Raw genomic sequence first — 20,861 nt, 5'->3', positions numbered from 1 at the left:
GAGATCACCATGGGAATCTTACAAGCCATACCCGAGAACCTGCATCGGATGGAAGTGGAAGGCCAGCCGCTGTGGTTCCATATCCCCACCACCAGCCTGTTTGCCCCGGATGCCCTCAGCGAGGAGCTGCTGGCTCTGGCCGGGCGAAAGGAGGGGCTCGACAGCGGGGCGCTGCCGGGACATCTGACACATCAGGTCAGCGGCGATGATATTCAGGAGCGGCTGCTACAGCTCAAAGCGCTGAAGCTGATCACCGATGGAGTCGTCCAGGCCTATAATCCCAGCGTAAAGGTGGAGCAGTTCCCGCTCTCTACCCTGGTGCTCAACGTCAATACCGGCTGCAACCTGAGCTGCAGCTACTGCTATAAGGAAGACCTGGATACCCCCCGGGACGGCAAAAAGATGGATCTGGCCACCGCCCAGGCCTCCATCGAGATGATGCTGCGCGAGGCCCCCCAGCGGGATCGCTACAACATCGTCTTCTTCGGCGGCGAGCCGCTCAGCAACATGCCGTTGATCCGCCAGGTGGTCGACTGGGCCGAGGCGCGCATCCACGGGCTCGGCAAGGCAGTGGATTTCACGCTGACCACCAACGCCACCCTGCTGAATGAGGAGAAAATCGCCTTCTTCGACGCCCATCGTTTTGGACTCACGGTGAGCATGGACGGCCCCAAAGCGATCCACGACAAGAACCGCATTGCGGTCAACGGCCAGGGCACCTACGATCTGGTGGCCAAGCGCATTAAACCGCTGCTGGCCAGCTATCGCTCACGGCCGGTGGGGGCCAGGGTGACCCTGACTCGTGGCATCACCGACGTCATCGGTATCCACGACCACCTGGTCAATGAGCTGGGTTTCGCCGAAGCGGGCTTCGCTCCCGTCACCTCTGGTGATATGGCGGCCTACAATCTTACCGGCGACGAGCTCAAGCGGGTCTTCGACGGTATGGTCGAGCTCGGTGAGCGGGCCGTGGCAGCCGCCATTCAGGGGCGCGATATCGGCTTCGGCAACTTCAACCAACTGCTCACCGATCTTTGGGAAGGACGCAGCAAGGCGGTGCCCTGCGGCGCAGGCCTAGGGTTGGTCTCGGTGGATCATGCGGGCGATGTACACCTCTGTCACCGCTTTACTGGCTCAGAGATGCCTACCTTCGGCAGCGTCCAGGAGGGGCTTGATCACGCTGGTCTCAAGCAGTTTATCGAAGCCAGGAGCGATCGCTCCGAGCGTGGCTGCAGCAACTGTCGGATCCGCAACCTCTGCTCCGGTGGCTGCTACCACGAGAGCTACGCTCGCTATGGCGACCCCATGACCCCCACCTATCACTACTGCGACCTGATGCGCGACTGGGTCGATTTCGGCATTCAGGCCTATGCTCGCATCCTGCGGCATAACCCCGATTTTCTCGACGGCCCCCTGGCCGGGAGGCAAACAGCATGACGAATAACAAGAAGAACTTGACCGCACTGGGGTTGGCCCCCCTCAACCGCAAGGCCCGCGAAATGGAGCGGGCCGCCAGCCCAGAGGCCCTGGAAGAAGTGCAGGCCATGCAGACTATCGCCGGGTGCACTTCCAGCTTCGACCCGGGCTGGGAAGTGGATCCCTTCGGCGGCGTGGCATCGCTGTGCCAACCGATGGAGGCAGATCTCTATGGCTGCGCTGACCCCTGCTGGTGGCCTGCTCAGGTACCGGACACCATGAACACCTACCCTCACTGGGGGGATGGGGCCGACCGCGCTGAGGATGATTGGCGCAAGTTCGATAGCGTCTATCCGGGAGACGAGAAGTGATGAATACCTCAGAAATGAAGCGGCTCACCCTGCCCCTAATAGGGCTGTTGGCCTTCGCTGCCCAGCCCCTGGTGGTTAATGCTGCTGTCGCCGGTGAAGCCAGCGCGGACGGAGTACGCGAGTATCTGGTAACAATGGCCCGTCCCAACCAGCTCTACGTGATCGACCCAGAGGCCCAGGAAGTGGTGCGCACCTGTGACGTAGAAGGCGACTTCGGTTCCGGCACTCTGCAGCTATCACCGGATGAGCGGATCGCCTATGTGCTGCACAACCGCTGGGAAGACGTGGTGGGCATCGACCTCACCAGTTGTGAGGAAGTCTTCCGTGCCAGCGGCTCAGGCAACTCAATACGCGCTAAATCCATCGCCTCCCTGGCCGTGAGCCCGGACGGTAGCCGACTCTATAGCATCTGGGATCGGGTGCGGCTAGGTATCGACCATTACGAAGTGTTGGAGCCACAGCTGGCGGTCTATGACACGACAGCGGGTCTCGCTGCCGAGCCCCTGACCACCTTCCCGGCACCGCGCCAGGTGACGACCATGGGAGCCGCCGAGGACGGTTATCTCTATCTCGCTGGCGCTGATATCTATCGGGTCGACCCGGAAAGCGGCGAGACTGAGATCGCCATCGCCAACCGGAATTGGGATCGCCCCAGCTTTAGCCCACCAGACTCCTTAGCCGTGTGGTCTATGGGCGAGGTAACCAACGAGTTCCTGCGCCCCTACACGGTGGCGGAGCATCCCGGCGAGGAGAACGAGGCCTGGCACTGGGGCGTCAGCCGAGTCGACCTAGCCACCGGCGAGACTGAGAACAAGGAGATTGTCCCTTTCGAGTTCATCATCTTCTCCATGGTTTCTGATCCCCGGGAGAGGGACGTCTTTTACGGCGTCTACACCCAACTCAGCAAACTGGATGCCCGCACCCAAGAGATCGTGGAGGTGATCGATCTTGATCATACTTACTACAGCATCAACACTTCCTATGACGGCTCGCGGATTTACCTGGGCGGCGCCTCCAGCGATATCGCCATCTATGATGATGACTTCAATGATCTGGGACGCATCCGCCTGCCCGGTGATATGAGCACCGCAACGCTGAAGGTGGCACGCTTCTAGGTTGCCGTTACATGATCCTTCTGGCCGGCGCTTGCTAAAGCGACCGGCCCTTTTTGCTGGGGGCTGCCCCTATGAATGATGAATGAAGAGAGCGTCGATGCGTGAGCCTGACTTCACTCGCGACACAGGGGCGCTGCCCTGGGGCTGGCTCTACCGCCCCCTCAAGGCGCGGCGCCTGGCCCTGGCCCGGCTGCTGACGCTGAGCCTGGTGGCGACCCTGCTGGCGCTGTTGCCGCCGCTGCTCACCCAGCGGCTGATCGATCACGGCCTGATGCAGGGGGACTTCAACACGGTTGCTACCTACGTCGCCGCCCTGGTGGTGGTGGGACTCGCCGCCCTGGCTCTACAGGGACTAACCCGGCTGCAGCATGTGGCGCTCTCCGCCCGACTATTGCTGTCACTGCGCCGCTCCTTGCTGCGTCATCTGCTGCGCCTGGCTCCGGCCCGCTGGCAGGCCCGAGGGCGAGGCGATCTAATGAGCCGTCTCGATGGCGACCTGTCTATCCTCCAGGGGTTCGCCCTGGACGGCCTGCTCAGCGGACTCTCTAACCTGTTAGGGCTGGTGGGGGCGCTGGCCATGATTGGCCTGTTCAGCCCCATGCTGATGGCTCTGGTTGCCGTGCTGGTACCCATCCAGTGGCTGTGGCTGCGCGCTTGGCGCCCGGCCCTGACTCGTCGTCAGCAGGCGCTCCGTGAGCAGAGCGGTGAACTCTCCGGCTTCTGGCAGGATACCCTGGCCCATGGCCCCTGGTTTCAAGGTCAGGCGCTGGAGCCGTCGCGCCTCAATCGCCTCCAGGGGCTTGGCCACGAACAGCTGCGGCGCCTGTTGGAGGTGCGTCAGGTGGGCTTTCTCAGCGACGTGGGCCCCCAACTGATCCTCTCCCTGGCCCGGGCCGGGGTGCTGCTGTTGGGCGGCTATCTGGTGATTCAGGAGCAGTTGCAACTCGGTGAGCTGGTGGCCCTGTTGGCGTATCTCGGTATGGTGATGGCCCCCATCGGCGGCCTGCTGGGACTCTATGGAGGTTGGCAACGGGCCCGGGTCAGCGCTTGCCGCCTGGCCGAACTCTTCAATGAGCCCGCCATGCGTGATCCCTACCGGGGCAGCCGTCCTGCCGGGCCTGGTGAACTTTGCTTGGAGGGTGTGCGTTTCCGCCACCCTGGCCAAGCCGATTGGCTTCTGGATGACATCGATCTCGCGCTTCCGCCGGGCAGCAAGGTGCTGATCGCCGGTCCCTCCGGAGCCGGCAAGAGCAGCCTAATCCGCCTGCTGCTGGGGCTGGAGTCGCCCGAGTCGGGTGAGATTCGTGTCGATGGCGTGCCGCTCGGCGCGCTCTCCCGCCATCACTGGCTCAAGCAGGTTGCCTGGGTGGAGCAACACCCCAGCCTGCTACGCGGTAGCCTGGCCGAGACCCTGCGCGCCCTGGCCCCCGAGGCAAGTGACACCGAACTGATCGATGCGCTTTCCCGCGTTGGACTCGCCGACTGGCTGGATACCCTGCCAGAAGGGTTAGAGAGCGAGTTGGGCGATTTGGGTGGCAAGGTCTCTGGCGGCCAGCGCTCGCGCCTGGCCCTGGCTCGGGCACTGCTAAAAAAGCCTCGCTTAGTGCTGCTGGACGAGCCCATCGCGGCGCTGGATCCGGCGGCTGCCCGAGCCTTCGATGTCCTGCTTGACGAGGTGCTGGGGGATACCACCCGGCTGATCATCAGCCACCAGAGCGACCACTTTGGCAATCTGGATGCCTGCTATCGACTCCGGCGAGGGCAGCTGATCGCGGTGGAGGCGGCATCATGTCTCTAATATCGGCCCTCAGTCCGACCCTGGGCGTGATCGATAGCGGGGTACCTCCTGGTACGGCCCTGGCGCGTTTCCACTCACCCAGTGGTGCCGACCCCGGGGATCGCCTTGGCCATGGTCGGGCGGTCCTCGCCACCCTGGGGCATTATTTGCCGCTGACGCGGCTGGACATCGCCCTCTACAAGCTATTCGAAGAGCGTCTCACCGCTAACGCCGATGCCCTGGCAGCGGCCTTCGAGTGGCAAGCTGAGGTGCCACCGGCCTGGGTGCTCTGTAGTCTGGGGTTGCCCCGGGCCGATGCACGGCTGCAGGCGGCGGTGCAGAGGCTTCAGGCTGCGGGCACCCGCATCGTCGCTGCCAGTCCGCGTTTCGGGGCGCCGGTCTACCCTGCAGCCTGGCCCGGGGTGATAGCGGTGAGCGGCGCCGCGGGGCTGATGCCGGGCCCGCCCCAACGTGACCGGGATGGCCGCTGGTACGCCTGCGTCTGGGCGGGCCGAGGGCACTCCGAGGAAGGCCAGGTCTGGCAGCCCTGGCAGGTGGGGCCGCCACCGGCGGGAACGCCACTATCGCAGGGTGGGTCAAGCTTCGCCGTCGCCCATGCCCTGGGCTATTGGCTGGCGGAATCGACCGTTGAAGGGGTGGTGACGCCGGAAGAGTGGGGTGCGGGCTCGGGTAGCGTCGGCCAGTCGGGGTGATCGGCCCACCAGCGGGCCACCGCCATGGCTGCGGGGCCAGCGGCCACCAATAGCGCCCGGGCCGCGTCGTGGTCGCCCTCCTGCATGGCCTTGACCAGGGGCGCCAGGGGGATTCCCGCCACTGCCTGGATCCCCAATGGCTGATCCGGGGTAAAAACCAGCTCCCGCTCAGCCAATCGTGTACCGATGATGGCCAGGCCGCGGCCCACTCTTACCTGGGCCCAGGGCTCCGGTAGATGCAGCGGTTGATGATCGGGCCAGTGACAGCGTGCTGTCCAGTAGGGCGCCGGATCGATGTCTATCGACTCTTGGTAGGCGGCCTGGCGATAGAAGTCGCGGCCAGCCCGGGCGAAGCGCCAGTACTGGGCATCCTGGCGGCGTTGATGGAAGCGCTCCAGGGGCGCGATGCGGGCTTCTTCGAACAGGCTATTGAGAACCGGTGCCAAGCCGTGGGCCGAGGAGAGCGCATTGAAAATGCCCTGTCCAGAGAGGGGGTCGATAGCCATGGCGGCATCCCCCAGGCGCCAGAGGCGCCCCTCTCTCACCTGGGTGCGCCCCAGCAGGCTGGGGCGCTGGTAGTGGTGGCGAATCTTGGCTTGGCCCCAGAGCTGGGCCAGATCGGGCTGGGCGGCGAGCCAGGCGTCGGGGTCGCAGCGCGCCTGGCATAGCGACGCTTCCGTCAGGGCCAGCTGCAGATACTGCTGGCCCTTGAGCCGCGACCACCAGGCCCAGCCGCCGCCGGGCAACGACAGGGCGGCACTGGCGGGGGCGGAGTCGGCGGCCTCGCCGCGTAGGATCCAGGCCGGGGTTGACCAGGGGGCGGCGTCGCGGAACTGGCGCCGCGCCGCCGCCCGACCCCGGGCCTCCACGCCCCAGGAAGCGGTCAGTATGCGACCATCTGCCAAACCAAGGCGAACGTCACTTTTCAGGCTCTCCAGGAACGTGATCCGCGCCTTGATCACCGGGATACCTGCCTCGTGAAGATCTTCCAGCAGGGCGGCATCGAAGGCCGGGCGCGGCAGCAGCCACTCGGCGTTGGGCGCCCGAATCTCACCACCCCAGATAACCCGCCGCGGCAGGGGCCCCACCGCGCAGTCGGCGGCCCGATGCAGTCCCAGGCTGTGTAGGGCCTGGAGGCTGCGCCGGGCAATGCCCTCGATGGCCCGGTAGTAGCGGACACGCCCCACCAGGGTGACTCGCCGACCGGCGCGATGCAGCAGCATGGCCAGAGCTGCTCCGGCGGGGCCGCCTCCGGCGATCACTATCTCGCTATCCACGTCTTGGCGCATCAGAAGAAGAATCCCACGAGTAGTTGGGCATAGAAAGCGGTGTCGTCGTCGCCAAGCTGAATACCGCCCTGGGCCGCACTCTTGTTCGGACTGTACCAGCCGAGCAGTGGTGAGACATAGAGCCAATCGGTGGGCAGCCACTCGGCATAGAGATTGAACTCACGCCCGCCCATGTCGGGCTGGTTAGTGGTGTCACGGCTGGAGAAGTCGTAAGCCAGGAGTCCCAGGTGCAGGCTCTCATTCAACGAGCCCTCCAGACCCAGCCGCCACACCTCGGTATTGCTATTGAAGGGGCCGGCATAGTTTCCTGCTACCTCGCCCTGGAACCAGGTTCCGTAGCCCCGGGTGAAACCGTAGAAGAGTGGATCCCACTCTTCGGAAAAGCGGCTGTAGCGCAGCGACAGGGTAGGTTGACCGGGTAGCTCGCTGAAAGTCCAGGCAGGCTCTAGTGCCCAGGCGTTCTCACGGGTGTTCTTGCGCTGATGGGCGAGCTCTCCGCGCAGGGTCAAGGCGTCGTCCAGCATGCGCTGTTCGAAGCGCAGTCCATAGACATCCATACCATCGCGCTGGGCCAGGAAGTCGTCAGCTTGGGCCTTGTCAACTCCCAGACCGCGCAAATAGGTCGCCTCCACTAATCCACTACCGTGATCGTGGGCCAGGGTGAGAGCGGCCATCTCGGTGCTGGCTTGTGCCGGATTGTCCGACTCGAACCAGGCCACTTGGCTTTGCCAGCCTGCGTGACTCAGGGCTACCACTGCGGTGCGGTCAAAGGCTTGGCGCCCGGCCAGGTAGTAGGCGCCGCCCCGATCCAGCTCATCGCCCAAGGAGTCTCCCAGGCTGACCGCATCGCCAGCCACCAGGAAGCCGTCGCCGAGGGTAATCGGCTGGCGTCCCGCGGAAACATCCACGCGCCAGGGCAAACTGGAGTCGCCCTGTGACTCGCTACGGTAGCCGAGAAAGGCGTCCTCGAGATCGAGCTCACGCTCGCTGCCAGAGGTAAAGCCAGCGGCGTCGCCGTCGCCCCAGGTGGCGGTGCCTACGGTGCTAACTCGGCCATAGAGACCATCCGCCTTGGGGGCGAGTTCGGCGCCCAGGGTCAGCACTCCTTCCTGCCAGCGGTGACGCTTCGCCTCGGCGGCCCCGGTGGCATACCCCCGGTCGCTATGGAAAGTACCGAGCAACGCCTGAATATCGATATTCACGGTGGAGTGGCCGAGATCGGCCATCTCGTAGGCCTGAGCAGGGAGTGTGGCGGCCAGCATCAGTCCGCCTATGGAGCCGGAGAAACGCGAGTTAAAGTTGTTCTTATGCATTGGATATTCCCTTGGAGGTGGAAGGCCAATCACGATGCCAGGACAGGGCTACATCAAACGATCATCACAACCGATTTCTGCTCTGTGTAATGTTCGATCAGTGAATCGCCAAGCTCGCGGCCAATGCCCGACTGTTTGAAGCCACCGAAGGGCATGCAGGCATCCAGTAGGTTGTGGCCATTGATCCAGACGCTGCCGGACTCAATCTCCGGCACCAGACGATTAACCGCGGCAAGATCGTTGGACCAGATACTCGCGGCCAGCCCATAGGGAGAGTCGTTGGCCAGTAACACCAGTTCTTCCAGCTCGCGGAAGGTCTGTACCACCACTACTGGGCCGAAGATTTCTTCCTGCACGCAGCGGCTCTCCTGGGCCAAGCCGGTGATCACCGTGGGCTCTACGAAGTAGCCCGTTTCGCTGCCCTTACCGCCGCCGGTAACGATGGTGCCGCCGTCGCTGCGTGCCTGCTCGATATACGCCAGTACTCGCTGCTGCTGCTTGGCAGAGACCAGCGGGCCAAGGGTACAAGTGGGTTCCCAACCCGGCGCTAGCGTCAGGCCCTGGGCCTGTTCGGCTAGCTTGGTGACGAAGGCGTCGTGGATCGACTCATGCACATAGATCCGCGATCCGGCGGTACAGACCTGCCCCTGGTTGAAGAAGATCGCCTGAGCCGCGCCGGCAGCGGCTGCCTCAATATCGGCATCGGCCAGCACCATCACCGGTGATTTGCCGCCCAGTTCCAGGGTGGTCCGGGTCAGGTTCTCCATGGCGGAATGCCCGATCTGCTTGCCTACAGGGGTCGACCCGGTAAAGGCCACCTTGTTGATACCTGGGTGGCCAGCCAGCGCTGCTCCAGCGGTATGACCCAGACCAGTGACCACGTTGAGAGTGCCGGCCGGGAAGCCCACTTGCTCGGCCAGCTCCGCCAGCAACAGGGCGGTGAGCGGGGTGTCCTCGGCGGGCTTGAGCACGATGCTGCAGCCGGCGGCTAGGGCTGGGGCCACCTTCCAGGCTGCCATCAACAGCGGGAAATTCCAGGGGATGATGGCGCCCACGACGCCTATGGGCTCGCGGCGGGTATAAGCGACGATCTGCTTGTCTTCGGGCAGGAAGGGCATGGAGGGGGTCATGCTGCGGCCTTCGATCTTGGTGGCCCAGCCCGCGGTATAACGGATGTAGTCGATGGCCAGGGCGACGTCCATATGGCGTGAAAAGGTCACCGGCTTGCCGTTGTCCAGGGTCTCGAGCAGGGCGAAGTCATCGGCGCGGGCCTCTAGAGCGTCGGCGAGATCCAGCAACAGCTTCTCCCGCTGGGAGGGGCGCGACTTGCGCCAGCCACGCAAGGCCTCCCGGGCGGCACTGACCGCGGCGTCGATATCGTTGGCATCGCCCGCCGGAACCCGACTGATCACCTCGGCGGTGGCGGGATTATAGACATCCAGGGTCTGGCCGCTGGTGGCAGGACGCCACTGGCCGCCGATAAAGAGGGTGTGGCTCTTGTCAAGCCAAGCTTGAATGGCGGTGGAGTGCTGCGTCATGGTTGTGCTCCTGTTAGGCTGATTTATGATTGTTTTGAGAGCGTGCCAGTCATTGCACGCCTCCAATACTCCCTAGCAAGCCCCGTGCCAGCTCAGGGGTACAATATAATCAAAACAAAATCAGCGAGTTGCAGATCGGTTTTGAAGATGCTCTGTCGTTGTTCCTGCGTCGTTTTGTCGTCGGACACGACAGCTGTCGCATCCTGGGACAGGTCGCCAACTTCGCGGGGAGAGAACCATGATCTCCAGAGCAGCCCTGAGAACCTCTGACGTGATTCGCCAGGCCCGTGAGCATCTGCTCCGCGGCCAGCAGCTACCGTTAGGCATGCTCGATGCCTGTATCGACCGTTCGTGGCAGCGATGTATGGAGCACGGGCTGCAGCCTGGTACCCGGCCTGAGCTGCCGCGGCTCGATAGTAGCGAACTGCGCACTCAGCGTGAGACGCATCGTCGTCTGATCGAACTGGCTGATCCCCTGATCAGGCGAGTGGCCGAGGATCTACGTGGCTGCCAGTTGCTGCTGGCCACCCCAGATGCCACCGTACTCAAGAGCTATGGTCAGCGCTTCGTGCTTAATGATCGCTTTCACATCGGGGCCGGCATCAACCTGGACGAACGCTGGTTCGGTACCAATGCACCGGCCCTGGCGCTCATCGAGCGGGCACCGGTATTGGTCAAATCCTGCGAGCACTTGCTATTCCCCGACAACCCGGTCTCCTGTGTAGCTGCCCCGCTGTTAGATCTCAACGGTGACTGTCTAGGCTTGATCGATCTTACTTTCGAGGCCGACCACCCCCGCCCCGAAATTTTTCTACGCCGAGTGCAGCAACTCACCGGGGCGCTGGAGCAGCGGCTTTTTTTCCGCCACTACCAGCAGCACTGGGTGCTCCAGGTGCACGCATCGCTGGCCGAGCTGGACAGCGTGAGCTGCGGTTTGGTGGCACTGAATGAGACCGGTCTGATCCTGGCGGTTGATTCCCAGGCCGCCCAATGGCTTGGCGAGGCCTCCGCCGCATTAATCGGCCGTCATATTGAAGAGTTATTGGGTAATTCCTGGAAGGAGATCTGTCGCCAATGCGAAAGTTGTTCGGCCTTGCTGGGGCTGCCGCTCACCGGTGGCCAACTGGTAGGGCGACTCAATCCCCCTGACCAGTGGCAGCCGGCGGCTCTGAGCAACGAAGCCATTGTGGTGCCGGTTTCGCCCGAACCATCCCTCTGCCGTGATCTTGAGGCGCTGGTTGAGGAGTGGCCCATGGCTCTGGCCCGGGAGGCACGCCGGGCTAGTCGGGCGCTGGAAGTAGGCCTGCCAGTACTGCTGCAGGGCAAAACTGGTACCGGAAAAGAGCAATTGGCCCGAGCGCTGCATATCAGTCTTGGTGAGCAGCGGCCCTTCGTGGCACTCAACTGCGCAGCCCTGCCCGAAAGCCTTATCGAGGCAGAGCTGTTTGGCTATGGGGAAGGTGCCTTCACCGGCGCCCGTAAGGGGGGCTACAGCGGGCGGCTGGTGCAGGCTAATGGTGGCACTTTAATGCTCGACGAGATCGGTGACATGCCGCTGGCGCTGCAGGCCCGTCTACTGCGGGTGCTGCAGGAGAGAGTGGTGACGCCGCTGGGCGATCACCGCGAGGTACCTATCGACTGCCGAGTAATAGCCGCTAGCCATCGCGATCTAGAGATCCTGGTGACGGCCGGTGACTTCCGCGAGGATCTCTATTACCGCCTGGCTGGAGTAGTAGTAGAGCTTCCCACGCTGAACGAGCAGGTCGATCTAGCTGGACAGATTCATGAACGTTGGGCATCGCTATGCCGCCATCATGGCCGCCATTTGGTTTTGGATGAGACCTTGGTAGAGCGTTTGACCGCCTACCTTTGGCCTGGCAACTGGCGGGAACTGGAACACTGCCTGGAAGCGGCTCTGGTGGGAGCCGAACCAGAGTGCCAACGGCTGACCATGGAAGGGCTTTCGCCACGCTGGCAGCGCAAGCTGACTCAGCCCATGGAGAGTGGTGTCGACAGTACGGCCACATCGGAGGATGTGTGCAACGGCTCCCAGGAGCTGCGCGAAATGGAGCGGGCCCATATGGTGCGCACGCTCGAAGCCCACGACGGCAACATGACTGCCGCCGCCCGGGCGCTAGGCATCAGTCGCTCGACGCTCTATCGACGGTTGGGGTGAGCCCCACTGGATGTGACGACTGATTCATCGTGCTCGTTTGGCGTTCAATCCAGCCCGCCGAAGCGCTGGTAGAAGCTGGGGCCGGGGGCGGGTAGTGGGCCCTCGGCGTTTTCCAGATGTTGATCCAGCCAGCGTTCTGCACGTTCGGAGAGCAAACGATAAAGGTTGCGGCAGAGCTGATGGGCGTAGCGTCCTTCCCACGCCGTGGGGAGTAGTTCCTCAGGCAGGAGGGGATCGCGTAATTGAACCTTGCGATACTCGTGAATAAGCAAAGTGCGGGCAATGAAACACTCTTCCTGCCCCAAATGGTTCTCTGCGTTGAGTGCATTCCAGAGTGGGCGAAACTTAACCAGAAAACGTTGGTAGAGCTCGGCTAATTCGTCGAGGTTCCAGCTCTCTCTGACCTGGAGACGCAGCGGCTTACTGGTCATGGGCTCCATGGTCTGCGTTTGCATTACAATCGTATCGTCTGCTGCATCCAGTTCTTGCAAGGCCGCCATGGTCTCTGCACATGACAGCGTGGGATGCGCCAGCACACCCTGAGCAAAACTACCAAAGCCTAGCCATTCGAGCTCATCACGAATCTGTTGGCGCCGGTCTGGGGGAAGCTGTGTCAGCAATACCAATGTCCACTGTCCCGACCAAGCTGGCTGGGCGCCGTGATAGACACGCTTGAAGGCTTGTTCGAAACGACGCCGACCAGGGCCACTCAACCGATAGTAGCTGCGACGACCAATCTTCTCTCCCCGTAGCCAGGTTTCATTGGTCAGCCGGTAAACCGATGTGCGCACCAGCCGCTCGTTGATACCGATGGGCTCCACCAGTTTCGATAGACTGCCTAACCAAACGGTACCGCCCCGCGGAACGATAGAGTCGCCATAGACGGTAATAATCAATGAACCGGCGCGAATTGGCCGACGCTTTTGAAAGTCATCAATAAGCGTAGCGACGCACTCTTTAGCTGACGACATGGTGAAAGCTGATTCCCTTTGCGGTGAGGTTGTCTCTAAAAACGACAGAAAATATGACGAATACAAAAGATTATCGTATCACGTTTTTTTGTCGTTTGGCCTGAGTCGACCCTCTCTTGATCGGAAGTCGCTGCGTCCACTTCCTGGCGTAAGGGCGCCTATGAGCGCTGTAATGCTTTGCCAATTCAGGTTTTAAGGTAGCCTTCCAGTGTGTACATTATGACCGGAAGGATTGTGAGGAGTACCATGACTATGACTAAGAGCAGGGACGGTGTGTTTAATGCGATAAAGAGCCGCTTAGATATAGTCTTCCGAAGGGGGTATGTGAATGCTGATGCTGCAAACCAAAAGGGTGTGGCGAGAATCAATGACAGTATGGCACCCTGCATAGACTCCATTCTATGTGGGTTCAGAGGGCTAGAAAAATAGCTGAATCCATATTTAGCAGATAGATAGAGGAAATACAGTCCACCGGCAGCTGAAATAATGGTTAAAAATGCCCATGGTTGTCTCATTTTGAATCTAGTTCCTTGCAATAGGGAGCTCTTGATAAATTTGCACAACAAAATGGTTCTTAGCTAAAGCTTTCTATCTGTCTCTATAAAATAGTTGGCCTAACCATGAGCTAGCGGAGCCAGCTCACTCTTTAGCGCGTCTTATCGATGGAACTGCTTTTCGCGTTCGGGCTGCCAATAAATAGCATCGATGCGGAGCCGTGCTTCGGTATTGTTGGGTAACGGCCATTCGATGATGTCGCCCACTTTAAGGCCAATCAATGCAGCACCAATAGGCGCCATGACCGAAATGCCGTCCGCTACGCTTTCCAGGGAGTGCGGATAGACCAGGGTACGAATCATCTTAAGCCCGCGGGTGAGGTCGGTGAAGCGAACCTGGCTATTCATGCTGACCACGTCATCCGGAATATCCTCGGGATCGCAGACTTCACCTCGTGCTAGCTCTTCCTCAAGTAGCTGAGCCACGGCCATGTCTTTATCAGATGCATTGTCGATCAAGCGCTGAAGGCGTTCGGCATCAAGACGATTAATAATAATAGCAGGACGTTGTCCCATGATTACTCTCCTTGGAACGCAATAAGTTTAAACCAATAAAAAACAGCCCTTCCCCAATAAAGGAAGGACTGCGTGCTTTTTACAGTATAAGCGATTTATAAAATAAAGACGATCAGGTGACGCCTTGTTCAATCATGGCATCAGCCACCTTTCTGAAACCTGCAATATTGGCGCCGAGTACCAAATTGGTTTTATCACCAAACTCTTCGGCTGTGTCGGCGCACTGGCGGTGAATATTGGCCATAATCTGTTTTAATTTTTGGTCGACTTTCTCCAGTGGCCACTGCTCCATGCTGCTATTTTGTGCCATTTCTAGCTGACTGGTAGCAACGCCACCTGCATTGGCCGCCTTGCCGGGCCCATAGGCAATTTTAGCGTCTAGAAACAGGTCGACGGCCTCCTTGGTAGAAGGCATGTTGGCCCCTTCACTGATACACGTTATGCCATTAGCGAGTAAGATTTCCGCATCGCTTTCGGTCAGTTCATTCTGCGTCGCGCAGGGGAACGCAGCATCAGCTTGAATACGCCATACGGCATTCCCACCCTGGGGGTAGTCACGTGCAGAAATGTAGTGCGCGTCAGGGTGCTCGTGTAAGTAGGCTTCTAAAGAGGTGCGCTGCACTTCTTTGAGCTGTTTGAGTAAGCCTAAATCAATACCGTTTTCATCGTGAATGGTGCCACGTGAATCGCTGCAGGTGACTGGTCTAGCCCCCAGTTCGTATAACTTCTCAATGGTATAGATGGCTACATTGCCAGCGCCGGAAACGAGGCAGGTCTTGTCGCGCAGCTCTTCTCCGCGGGCAGCCAGCATGTTTTGTGCAAAGTACACTGCACCGTACCCGGTGGCCTCTTTACGGCCTAGCGAGCCTCCCCAATTAAGCCCCTTACCTGTTAGCACGCCCTCATAGTGGCCAGTGAGTCGCTTGTACTGGCCAAAGAGATAGCCAATTTCACGCGTACCAACGCCGATATCCCCTGCAGGCACATCGCAGTGAGGGCCAATATGACGGTAGAGCTCGCTCATAAACGCCTGACAAAAGCGCATGATCTCGTTATCTGATTTTCCCTTGGGGTCAAAGTCGGCGCCGCCTTTTCCGCCGCCGATCGGCAAACCGGTTAACGCATTTTTGAAAATTTGCTCAAAGCCGAGAAACTTGATGGTGCCCGAGGTAACGCTGGGGTGGAATCGTAAGCCGCCCTTGTAAGGGCCAAGGGCAGAGTTGAACTGAACGCGGTAGCCTTTGTTAACCCGCACTTTGCCAGCATCATCTACCCAGCTTATCCGGAACATAATTTGCCGTTCGGGCTCGACTATTCGCTCAATAATGCTGTGGTGATGATAGTAATCACTCTGCTCGAGTAGCGGGCGCAGGCATTCGAGCACTTCTTCAGTGGCTTGATAAAATTCTGACTGTGCAGGGCTGCTTTTATTAAGCCGTGTCAGCGTATCGTGAACGTAGGGCATTGGAGCATATCATCATGGTTATTCAACAGAGTATTGGCTGGCCAGAGCGTTAGAATATTTAACTGGCAGCATGCTTCTGTGCATAGCCTATGCCGGTTCGGTATGGGCAAATATGATGGAGGGTTTAGACTAAAGTATGCGTTTGATAGGTTCGCCTCGCTTATTTTTCTAAATCTAATAAACGATGCATAAACGTTTTTATAGCGATTAAGTTTGCTTTCAGCCGAAAACAGGGCCAATTTTGGCCTTCCTGTGGTGGCTTGCTATTGGAAAGAGTTCTTTGGCGAAATAAGTAAGCCCCACGTGCTCAGGTCGCGTGGGGCATACTAAGACAAAGACTCTCTGCACTTATTCTGTGGCTGCTAAGTCTTTGGGGAGGAGATCAACGGGTACGTTCTGATAGCTTACTGGGCGCAGAAAGCGGCGAATGGCCATTGTGCCCACTGAGGTGGCACCAAAGTTAGTCGAGGCTGGGTAAGGGCCGCCGTGAACCATTGAGTCCACCACTTCAACTCCGGTTGGAAAGCCGTTGACAAGAAGCCGACCCGCTTTGCGTTCAATGAGTGGCATAAGCGATTTTGCCAATGGTGTGTCGTCGTCGGTCATATGCAGGGTGATGGTGAGCTGGCCCTCGATGTTACGCGCCACCTGCTGCATCTCGTCTGCGTCCTTGACTCGCACGACCAGGCCGAGCGGCCCGAAGACCTCTTCCCCCAGCGTCTCGTCGGCGAGGAACTCTGCCAAGCTCGTTTCATAAAGATTAGGCGAGGCGGTGCGGCCCTCTTGCTGAGTGGCCAGCACGGTCTGAACGGTGCTGCGCTCTTCAAAGTGTTCCTTACCTTTACGGTAGGCCTCGGCAATCCCGTCGGTCAGCATGGTTTGCGGTGCGCTGGCCGCAAGGGTTTCCCGGGTGGCAGCAACGAAGCGGTCAGCTGCCTCGCCCTCGGCTAGAATGGCGATGCCGGGATTAGTACAGAATTGGCCAGCACCCATGGTCAGCGACCCAGCCCAGCCTTTGCCGAGGGCCTCAGCATCGCTGGAGAGTGCTGCAGGCAGGATGAACATAGGGTTCACCGAACCGAGCTCACCGAAGAACGGGATGGGTTCCGGGCGAGCGGCGCAGAGATTGAACAGCGCACGGCCTCCGGTCAGGGAGCCGGTAAAGCCCACGGCTTTTATGCGCGGGTGAGTCACCAGCGCCTCGCCCACTGCGCGGTTGCCGCCCTGAATTAGGCTGAATACGCCGGGGTGCATGCCACACTTCGCAATGGCCGCCGCGATGGCTTCAGCTACGATCTCTCCGGTGCCAGGGTGGGCTGAGTGGCCCTTGACCACCACCGGACAGCCAGCAGCCAGAGCTGAGGCGGTATCGCCGCCAGCGGTAGAGAAGGCGAGTGGAAAGTTCGAAGCGCCAAACACCGCCACGGGGCCGATTGGGCGCTGAACCAGGCGGATCTCAGGGCGTGGGGCAGGGGCGCGGTCAGGCATTGCCGGGTCGAAGCGGCTGTCCAGGTAGGCGCCTGCTTCAATGTGATCGGCGAACAGGCGTAGCTGGCCGGTGGTTCTGCCTCGCTCACCCTGTAGTCGTGCTTCTGGTAGCCCGGTCTCCTGGGTGCCGATCTCGGTAATTGCCTCGCCACGCGCGTCGATTTCGTCAGCGATAGTCCGCAGGAAGCGCGCGCGCTCGGTACGGGAGTTGTAGCCATAGCTTTCGAAGGCAGCTTCGGCGGCTTCGCAGGCGCGATTCACCAGTTCAGGCGTGCCGATACTAAAGGGATGGGCCGGGCCGTGGGCTGGCGATGAGGTGAAGGTGTTCGCTTCTGCGGCCCATTCACCTGCAATGAGGTGTTTTCCGGATGGCGTGTACGGCATTTGGTCTCCTTAACACTCTAAGTGAGCGTCAGTTACGTTGTCTCGCAGCCTTCGAACATACGCTTGCGGGCATTCTCGATGTGCTTCGCCATTGCCTGCGAAGCCGCGGTGGCGTCCCGTTGGCGGATCGCTTCAATGATTTCCGCGTGTTCCTCAACGACAATCTTGTTCCGGGTCGCCGGTTTGAGCAGCGAGAGATTCAGGGCAAGGTTCATCCCGAAGCGTATGTTCTGATCCAGAGAGTTCTGAACCGAAATGTAGTAGGGGTTGCGTGTTGCGGCGGCAACCGCCCGGTGGAACCGGGAATCAGCATCAACGGCGAGTTCGCCCTTGGAAAGCGCCTGGGAGAGTTCGGCGACAGCGCTCTCCAGCTCCACCATTTCCTGAGCCCGCCAAGCGGTTGCGGCCAGGCCCGCGGCACCCGCCTCGAACCCAACACGAAAGTCGTAGCATCGCTGGATATCACTGACGGAGCCGATTTCGACGAAGCGAAAAACGTTGGCATCGGGTTTGCGCATCACGTAGCTACCCGAGCCACGCCGCGATTGGATTAGTCCGTCATCCCGCAGCCGAGCGAGCGCCTCGCGCACGACCGGGCGGGATACGCCGAAGTGACGGCCAAGCTCCACCTCGCTGGGAAGCCTAACGTTCTCCGCTATTTCCCCCGAGGCTATCATCGAGAAGATGCCGTCGTAGACGAGATCGCCCAGCTTCTTTTCCGAGGTTTGTTTCGTGGTGCTCATCGTCTGGTCATTCCCTTCAGGGCATGTACTGCCCACCGTTTACGTCAAGGATCTGACCTGTAACATATCCGCTTAGCTTGCTTGAGCAAAGGAACAGATAAGGCCCGATGCAATCAGCAGGCTCACCCAGCCGGCCCATGGGGATCGCCGCCTTAAAGGAGGCGAGGATGTCGGGCGGGGTAGTGTCATGGAAGGGGGTGACAATAACACCGGGGGCGATGGCGTTGACCCGGATGCCTTTGGCCGCAAACTCTTTCGCCATGCCGCGAGTGACGGTGTGTACATAGCCTTTCGCGGCTGCGTAAAAGCCCGCGCCGGGGCCACCGCCGTTCCATCCTGCAATGGAGCCAGTATTGACGATGGCCGCGGCGTCGGATTTTTCAAGCCAGGGTAGCGCCGCGTGGGTTACTTGTAGCAAGGAGCGACAGTTAACGTCGAAAACGCTCGCGCCTTGCTCGCCGCCAGCCTGGGCGAAGGGGGCTCGTGTGCCCATGGCCCCGGCGTTGTTGACCAGGATGTCTAGGCCGCCAAGCGCCTCGACGGCTTCGGCTACGACGCGGCTTGCCCCGTCGTCCTGGGATAGATCACCCTGGAGCGCTACGGCGTTCTTCCCCTCGCTTTTCAGCTGCTCCACCAGGGCCATGGCATCGCTGCCGTTGCTGTTGTAGTGCACAGCAACCGAGGCGCCATGCATCGCCAGCGCTTCGGCCACAGCGAAGCCGATACCTGAGCTTGCGCCCGTGACGAGAGCCGTACGCCCTGTGAACCCGTAAAAATCGCTCATAATGTCTCGTTTCCTCTAGGCGGCGATGGATCGCGCTTGCATCTCGGCAGCCAGCAGTTCCCTGGCGGCGACCTCGATCTGGGGATGAAGAGCTTCGTCGGCTGCGGTCAGGAAAGGGAGTGGCGCGCCCATATCGGTGATGCCCGCCAGCGTAATCGCAGTGTGAAGGACGCGGATCGGGTCGCCTGCGTCGCGTAGCGTCTCGAGTGCTTCGAAGGCCTTAAGCTGAGCCCTGGCTTTCGCGAAGTCGCCGGACTGAAGGGAGCGCAGGAAAGCTTGCGATAGGCTCGGCGCTATGCAGACGCAGCCAGCGGTGAAGCCGGAAAGCTTATGGTGCTCAAGGTGCGGCAGCGCTGGCGGTTCGCCAAAGCCTGAAACTATCCGCTCTTTTCCGATCGCCGCAATTAGGTCGTCTAATACCGGGTCAATGGCGGTATTCTCGCGTGGAATGGCGTACTTGATTGAGAACAGACTGCCATCCGTCACCAGCGATTCGATCACCTCGTGGGACAAGTAACCATCGCTCTTCATGTAAAGGATGGCTTGGGTGCCGGATGCTTGGACAAAGTCGCGAACCGAGCGGGCAAACCCTGCATCGGTCTTTGGGCCAGTGAAGGGCAGCAGCATGGCTGCAGGGAAGTTCCGCTTTGCCAGCAGCGCCGCTTGATCCAGGATCTTGCCGCCGTCAGGGCCAATCGATGGGATCAGCCAAGTGTCGTCAGCTACCAGCTTGGCCAGCGTGTCTAACCACTCGCCAAATCGCGAGACTGGCCAGTTCTGCACGTTGGCGTTGCCCCCATAGAGCAGTGTTGAGACACCGCCTGCTTCGATGTGACGTATTAACGAATGGTTTGATTCGTCCGCGTTGCCTTCGTAGGCAAACGGAGGGACGGCGATAACCGATTTCGTTAGGTCTTCAAGGGTGATGGTCGTCTTCATTGCGGTGCTGTCCTCGTCCTGGGCCAGCAGTCGCTGGCTGATTGATATGACTAATAATTACAAATACTCTAAAATTTTACAAATATTCTCGTCAAATTTACGCTCATGATGGCCATTAAAGTGCCTTGTTGCCGTCTATAGTCATACCAAAGTCTACTAACTTATTGTAGTGAAAGTGATTTACAACATTTAACAAGTATATTAAAACTTACACTCTGTTTGGCCGCATTTCTGAAAAGTTGTAAGGCATGTTGGTCGTATTCAGCAGGGGCTCGGCCCCAGTGGAATGACAATGAAAAGCACTAGGAGAATTACAATGAAAAGACTGATGATGAAGAGACGCAGCTTCGTAGCGGCCGCTGTGGCGTGCGCTGCCTTGATGAGCATTCCTGGAGTGGCTGTAGCCCAGGATTATCCGACTCGCCCAATCTCTCTTCTAGTGCCCTGGAGTGCTGGCGGTGGCTCAGATGCTGTCGCGCGTATTCTGGCCAGCGGGCTAGAGAAAGAGCTTGGCACGCCAGTCAACGTGATCAATCGCACCGGTGGCAACGGCGTGGTGGGACACCAGTCCATCGCCATGGCTCGTCCCGATGGTTATACGATCGGACTCATTACGGCGGAGATCAACATGATGCATCGCCAGGGCCTGACTGATCTGACTTACCAGGCTTATCGTCCCCTCGCGCTGGTCAACACTGATCCAGCCAGTATCCACGTGGCAGCCGATTCGGACTTTGAGAGTGCCAGCGACATCGTTGAGGCGATCAAGGGTGGTGAGACCGTACGCTTTTCTGGTTCGGGCCAGGGCAGCATTTGGCACCTAGCCATGGCGGGCATGTTAGTGCGAGCGGGTGTCGACCCAGCTGATGCTATCTGGGTACCCAGTCAAGGCGCTGCACCGGCTATGCAAGAACTTGCTGCAGGTGGTGTTGAAGTGGTGTTGTCTTCGGTTCCCGAGGCTGAGGCCATGGTGGCTGCGGGCGAAGCAGAGACCATCACCCTGATGGCGGACGAGCGCGATGCTAACTACCCCGACCTTGAGACGCTGGAAGAGCAGGTGGGCGTGGATTGGACCGTGGCATCCTCCTGGCGCGGCATCGTCGCCCCAGCAGGCACGCCGGATGATGTGGCTGCCACACTGGAGGCAGCACTGAAGAGCGTTTACGAGAGCGCTGATTATCAAGACTTTATGCAAGCCAGGAAATACGGGCTGATCTGGGCCGATGCGTCCGGGCTTGAAGCGTGGCTCGTCGAGAAAGAGACCGAGTTCGGCGAAGTGATGAGCGCCGCGGGCATGACGTCCGAATAA

17 protein-coding genes are annotated in these 20,861 nt (G+C 60.1%); 7 read left to right on the top strand and 10 right to left on the bottom strand.

Going from position 1 to position 20,861, the window contains the following annotated elements; all coding sequences use genetic code 11:
• Positions 1-9: 9 nt before the first annotated feature.
• The 5 genes from peaB to KF947_RS09340 all read left to right on the top strand — a co-directional run bounded on the left by peaB (position 10) and on the right by KF947_RS09340 (position 5,392).
• Positions 10-1,437, top strand: a complete 1,428-nt coding sequence (gene peaB / locus KF947_RS09360) for a quinohemoprotein amine dehydrogenase maturation protein (protein ID WP_227406065.1) — start codon at positions 10-12, stop codon at positions 1,435-1,437.
• On the top strand, positions 1,434-1,787 hold the full coding sequence (qhpC, locus tag KF947_RS09355; RefSeq protein WP_227406064.1) for a quinohemoprotein amine dehydrogenase subunit gamma: 354 nt from the start codon (positions 1,434-1,436) through the stop codon (positions 1,785-1,787). The genes peaB and qhpC overlap by 4 nt, the downstream gene beginning before the upstream one ends.
• Positions 1,787-2,902, top strand: coding sequence for a quinohemoprotein amine dehydrogenase subunit beta (peaD, locus tag KF947_RS09350; RefSeq protein WP_227406063.1), 1,116 nt, complete (start codon positions 1,787-1,789; stop codon positions 2,900-2,902). The genes qhpC and peaD overlap by 1 nt, the downstream gene beginning before the upstream one ends.
• 97 nt (positions 2,903-2,999) lie before the next feature.
• The gene (locus KF947_RS09345) at positions 3,000-4,700 is read left to right on the top strand and encodes an ABC transporter ATP-binding protein (RefSeq protein ID WP_227406062.1); all 1,701 of its coding nucleotides are present in this window, start codon (positions 3,000-3,002) and stop codon (positions 4,698-4,700) included.
• The gene (locus KF947_RS09340) at positions 4,691-5,392 is read left to right on the top strand and encodes a hypothetical protein (protein ID WP_227406061.1); all 702 of its coding nucleotides are present in this window, start codon (positions 4,691-4,693) and stop codon (positions 5,390-5,392) included. Before KF947_RS09345 ends, KF947_RS09340 begins: the two co-directional genes overlap by 10 nt.
• Here the strand turns inward: KF947_RS09340 and KF947_RS09335 are convergent.
• From KF947_RS09335 to KF947_RS09325, 3 genes are read right to left on the bottom strand one after another with little or no spacing between them, the layout of a single operon-like run.
• Positions 5,305-6,681 carry an FAD-dependent monooxygenase gene (locus KF947_RS09335; protein WP_227406287.1) on the bottom strand — a complete coding sequence of 459 codons (1,377 nt, stop codon included), beginning with the start codon at positions 6,679-6,681 and terminating at the stop codon, positions 5,305-5,307. The two genes, KF947_RS09340 and KF947_RS09335, sit on opposite strands and share 88 nt — an antisense overlap.
• Entirely contained in the window at positions 6,681-7,994 is a 1,314-nt protein-coding gene (locus tag KF947_RS09330; protein ID WP_227406060.1) for an alginate export family protein, read from the bottom strand. The genes KF947_RS09335 and KF947_RS09330 overlap by 1 nt, the downstream gene beginning before the upstream one ends.
• A 53-nt stretch (positions 7,995-8,047) precedes the next feature.
• Positions 8,048-9,532 (bottom strand): aldehyde dehydrogenase family protein, encoded by a 1,485-nt coding sequence (locus tag KF947_RS09325; RefSeq protein WP_227406059.1) that lies wholly within the window; start codon positions 9,530-9,532, stop codon positions 8,048-8,050.
• A gap of 238 nt (positions 9,533-9,770) precedes the next feature.
• Here KF947_RS09325 and KF947_RS09320 point away from each other — a divergent pair, with 238 nt between their 5' ends.
• A complete protein-coding gene (locus KF947_RS09320; protein ID WP_133731970.1) occupies positions 9,771-11,708 on the top strand; it encodes a sigma-54-dependent Fis family transcriptional regulator in 1,938 nt (645 codons plus the stop codon).
• 44 nt (positions 11,709-11,752) lie between these two features.
• On the opposite strand, the gene paaX is transcribed toward KF947_RS09320, so the two are convergent.
• From paaX to KF947_RS09285, 7 genes are all read right to left on the bottom strand, one after another.
• Complete coding sequence (gene paaX, locus KF947_RS09315) at positions 11,753-12,679, bottom strand: phenylacetic acid degradation operon negative regulatory protein PaaX (RefSeq protein WP_133731971.1); 927 nt, start codon at positions 12,677-12,679, stop codon at positions 11,753-11,755.
• A gap of 656 nt (positions 12,680-13,335) precedes the next feature.
• The gene (gene rnk, locus KF947_RS09310) at positions 13,336-13,749 is read right to left on the bottom strand and encodes a nucleoside diphosphate kinase regulator (protein ID WP_133731972.1); all 414 of its coding nucleotides are present in this window, start codon (positions 13,747-13,749) and stop codon (positions 13,336-13,338) included.
• 112 nt (positions 13,750-13,861) lie between these two features.
• Positions 13,862-15,214, bottom strand: coding sequence for an NADP-specific glutamate dehydrogenase (gdhA, locus tag KF947_RS09305; protein WP_227406058.1), 1,353 nt, complete (start codon positions 15,212-15,214; stop codon positions 13,862-13,864).
• A 348-nt stretch (positions 15,215-15,562) separates the two neighbouring features.
• Complete coding sequence (locus tag KF947_RS09300) at positions 15,563-17,086, bottom strand: aldehyde dehydrogenase (NADP(+)) (RefSeq protein WP_227406057.1); 1,524 nt, start codon at positions 17,084-17,086, stop codon at positions 15,563-15,565.
• Between the two features lie 32 nt (positions 17,087-17,118).
• Entirely contained in the window at positions 17,119-17,829 is a 711-nt protein-coding gene (locus KF947_RS09295) for a FadR/GntR family transcriptional regulator (protein ID WP_227406056.1), read from the bottom strand.
• Positions 17,830-17,845: 16 nt separating this feature from the next.
• Complete coding sequence (locus KF947_RS09290; RefSeq protein WP_227406055.1) at positions 17,846-18,613, bottom strand: SDR family NAD(P)-dependent oxidoreductase; 768 nt, start codon at positions 18,611-18,613, stop codon at positions 17,846-17,848.
• 15 nt (positions 18,614-18,628) lie between these two features.
• The gene (locus tag KF947_RS09285) at positions 18,629-19,552 is read right to left on the bottom strand and encodes a hypothetical protein (protein ID WP_227406054.1); all 924 of its coding nucleotides are present in this window, start codon (positions 19,550-19,552) and stop codon (positions 18,629-18,631) included.
• Positions 19,553-19,868: 316 nt separating this feature from the next.
• On the opposite strand from KF947_RS09285, the gene KF947_RS09280 reads away from it, so the two are divergent.
• Positions 19,869-20,861: a Bug family tripartite tricarboxylate transporter substrate binding protein gene (locus KF947_RS09280; protein ID WP_227406053.1), complete on the top strand. Its 993-nt coding sequence runs from the start codon at positions 19,869-19,871 to the stop codon at positions 20,859-20,861.

Source organism: Halomonas sp. FeN2 (assembly GCF_020595105.1).
Taxonomy (GTDB): Bacteria; Pseudomonadota; Gammaproteobacteria; order Pseudomonadales; family Halomonadaceae; genus Vreelandella; species Vreelandella neptunia.
This window is presented reverse-complemented; position numbering and strand designations above follow the sequence as displayed.

Coding starts and splice junctions, on each gene's coding strand:
- peaB (WP_227406065.1), top strand. CDS start 10: ATGGGAATCTTACAAGCCATACCCGAGAACCTGCATCGGATGGAAGTG.
- qhpC (WP_227406064.1), top strand. CDS start 1,434: ATGACGAATAACAAGAAGAACTTGACCGCACTGGGGTTGGCCCCCCTC.
- peaD (WP_227406063.1), top strand. CDS start 1,787: ATGAATACCTCAGAAATGAAGCGGCTCACCCTGCCCCTAATAGGGCTG.
- KF947_RS09345 (WP_227406062.1), top strand. CDS start 3,000: ATGCGTGAGCCTGACTTCACTCGCGACACAGGGGCGCTGCCCTGGGGC.
- KF947_RS09340 (WP_227406061.1), top strand. CDS start 4,691: ATGTCTCTAATATCGGCCCTCAGTCCGACCCTGGGCGTGATCGATAGC.
- KF947_RS09335 (WP_227406287.1), bottom strand. CDS start 6,681: ATGCGCCAAGACGTGGATAGCGAGATAGTGATCGCCGGAGGCGGCCCC.
- KF947_RS09330 (WP_227406060.1), bottom strand. CDS start 7,994: ATGCATAAGAACAACTTTAACTCGCGTTTCTCCGGCTCCATAGGCGGA.
- KF947_RS09325 (WP_227406059.1), bottom strand. CDS start 9,532: ATGACGCAGCACTCCACCGCCATTCAAGCTTGGCTTGACAAGAGCCAC.
- KF947_RS09320 (WP_133731970.1), top strand. CDS start 9,771: ATGATCTCCAGAGCAGCCCTGAGAACCTCTGACGTGATTCGCCAGGCC.
- paaX (WP_133731971.1), bottom strand. CDS start 12,679: ATGTCGTCAGCTAAAGAGTGCGTCGCTACGCTTATTGATGACTTTCAA.
- rnk (WP_133731972.1), bottom strand. CDS start 13,749: ATGGGACAACGTCCTGCTATTATTATTAATCGTCTTGATGCCGAACGC.
- gdhA (WP_227406058.1), bottom strand. CDS start 15,214: ATGCCCTACGTTCACGATACGCTGACACGGCTTAATAAAAGCAGCCCT.
- KF947_RS09300 (WP_227406057.1), bottom strand. CDS start 17,086: ATGCCGTACACGCCATCCGGAAAACACCTCATTGCAGGTGAATGGGCC.
- KF947_RS09295 (WP_227406056.1), bottom strand. CDS start 17,829: ATGAGCACCACGAAACAAACCTCGGAAAAGAAGCTGGGCGATCTCGTC.
- KF947_RS09290 (WP_227406055.1), bottom strand. CDS start 18,613: ATGAGCGATTTTTACGGGTTCACAGGGCGTACGGCTCTCGTCACGGGC.
- KF947_RS09285 (WP_227406054.1), bottom strand. CDS start 19,552: ATGAAGACGACCATCACCCTTGAAGACCTAACGAAATCGGTTATCGCC.
- KF947_RS09280 (WP_227406053.1), top strand. CDS start 19,869: ATGAAAAGACTGATGATGAAGAGACGCAGCTTCGTAGCGGCCGCTGTG.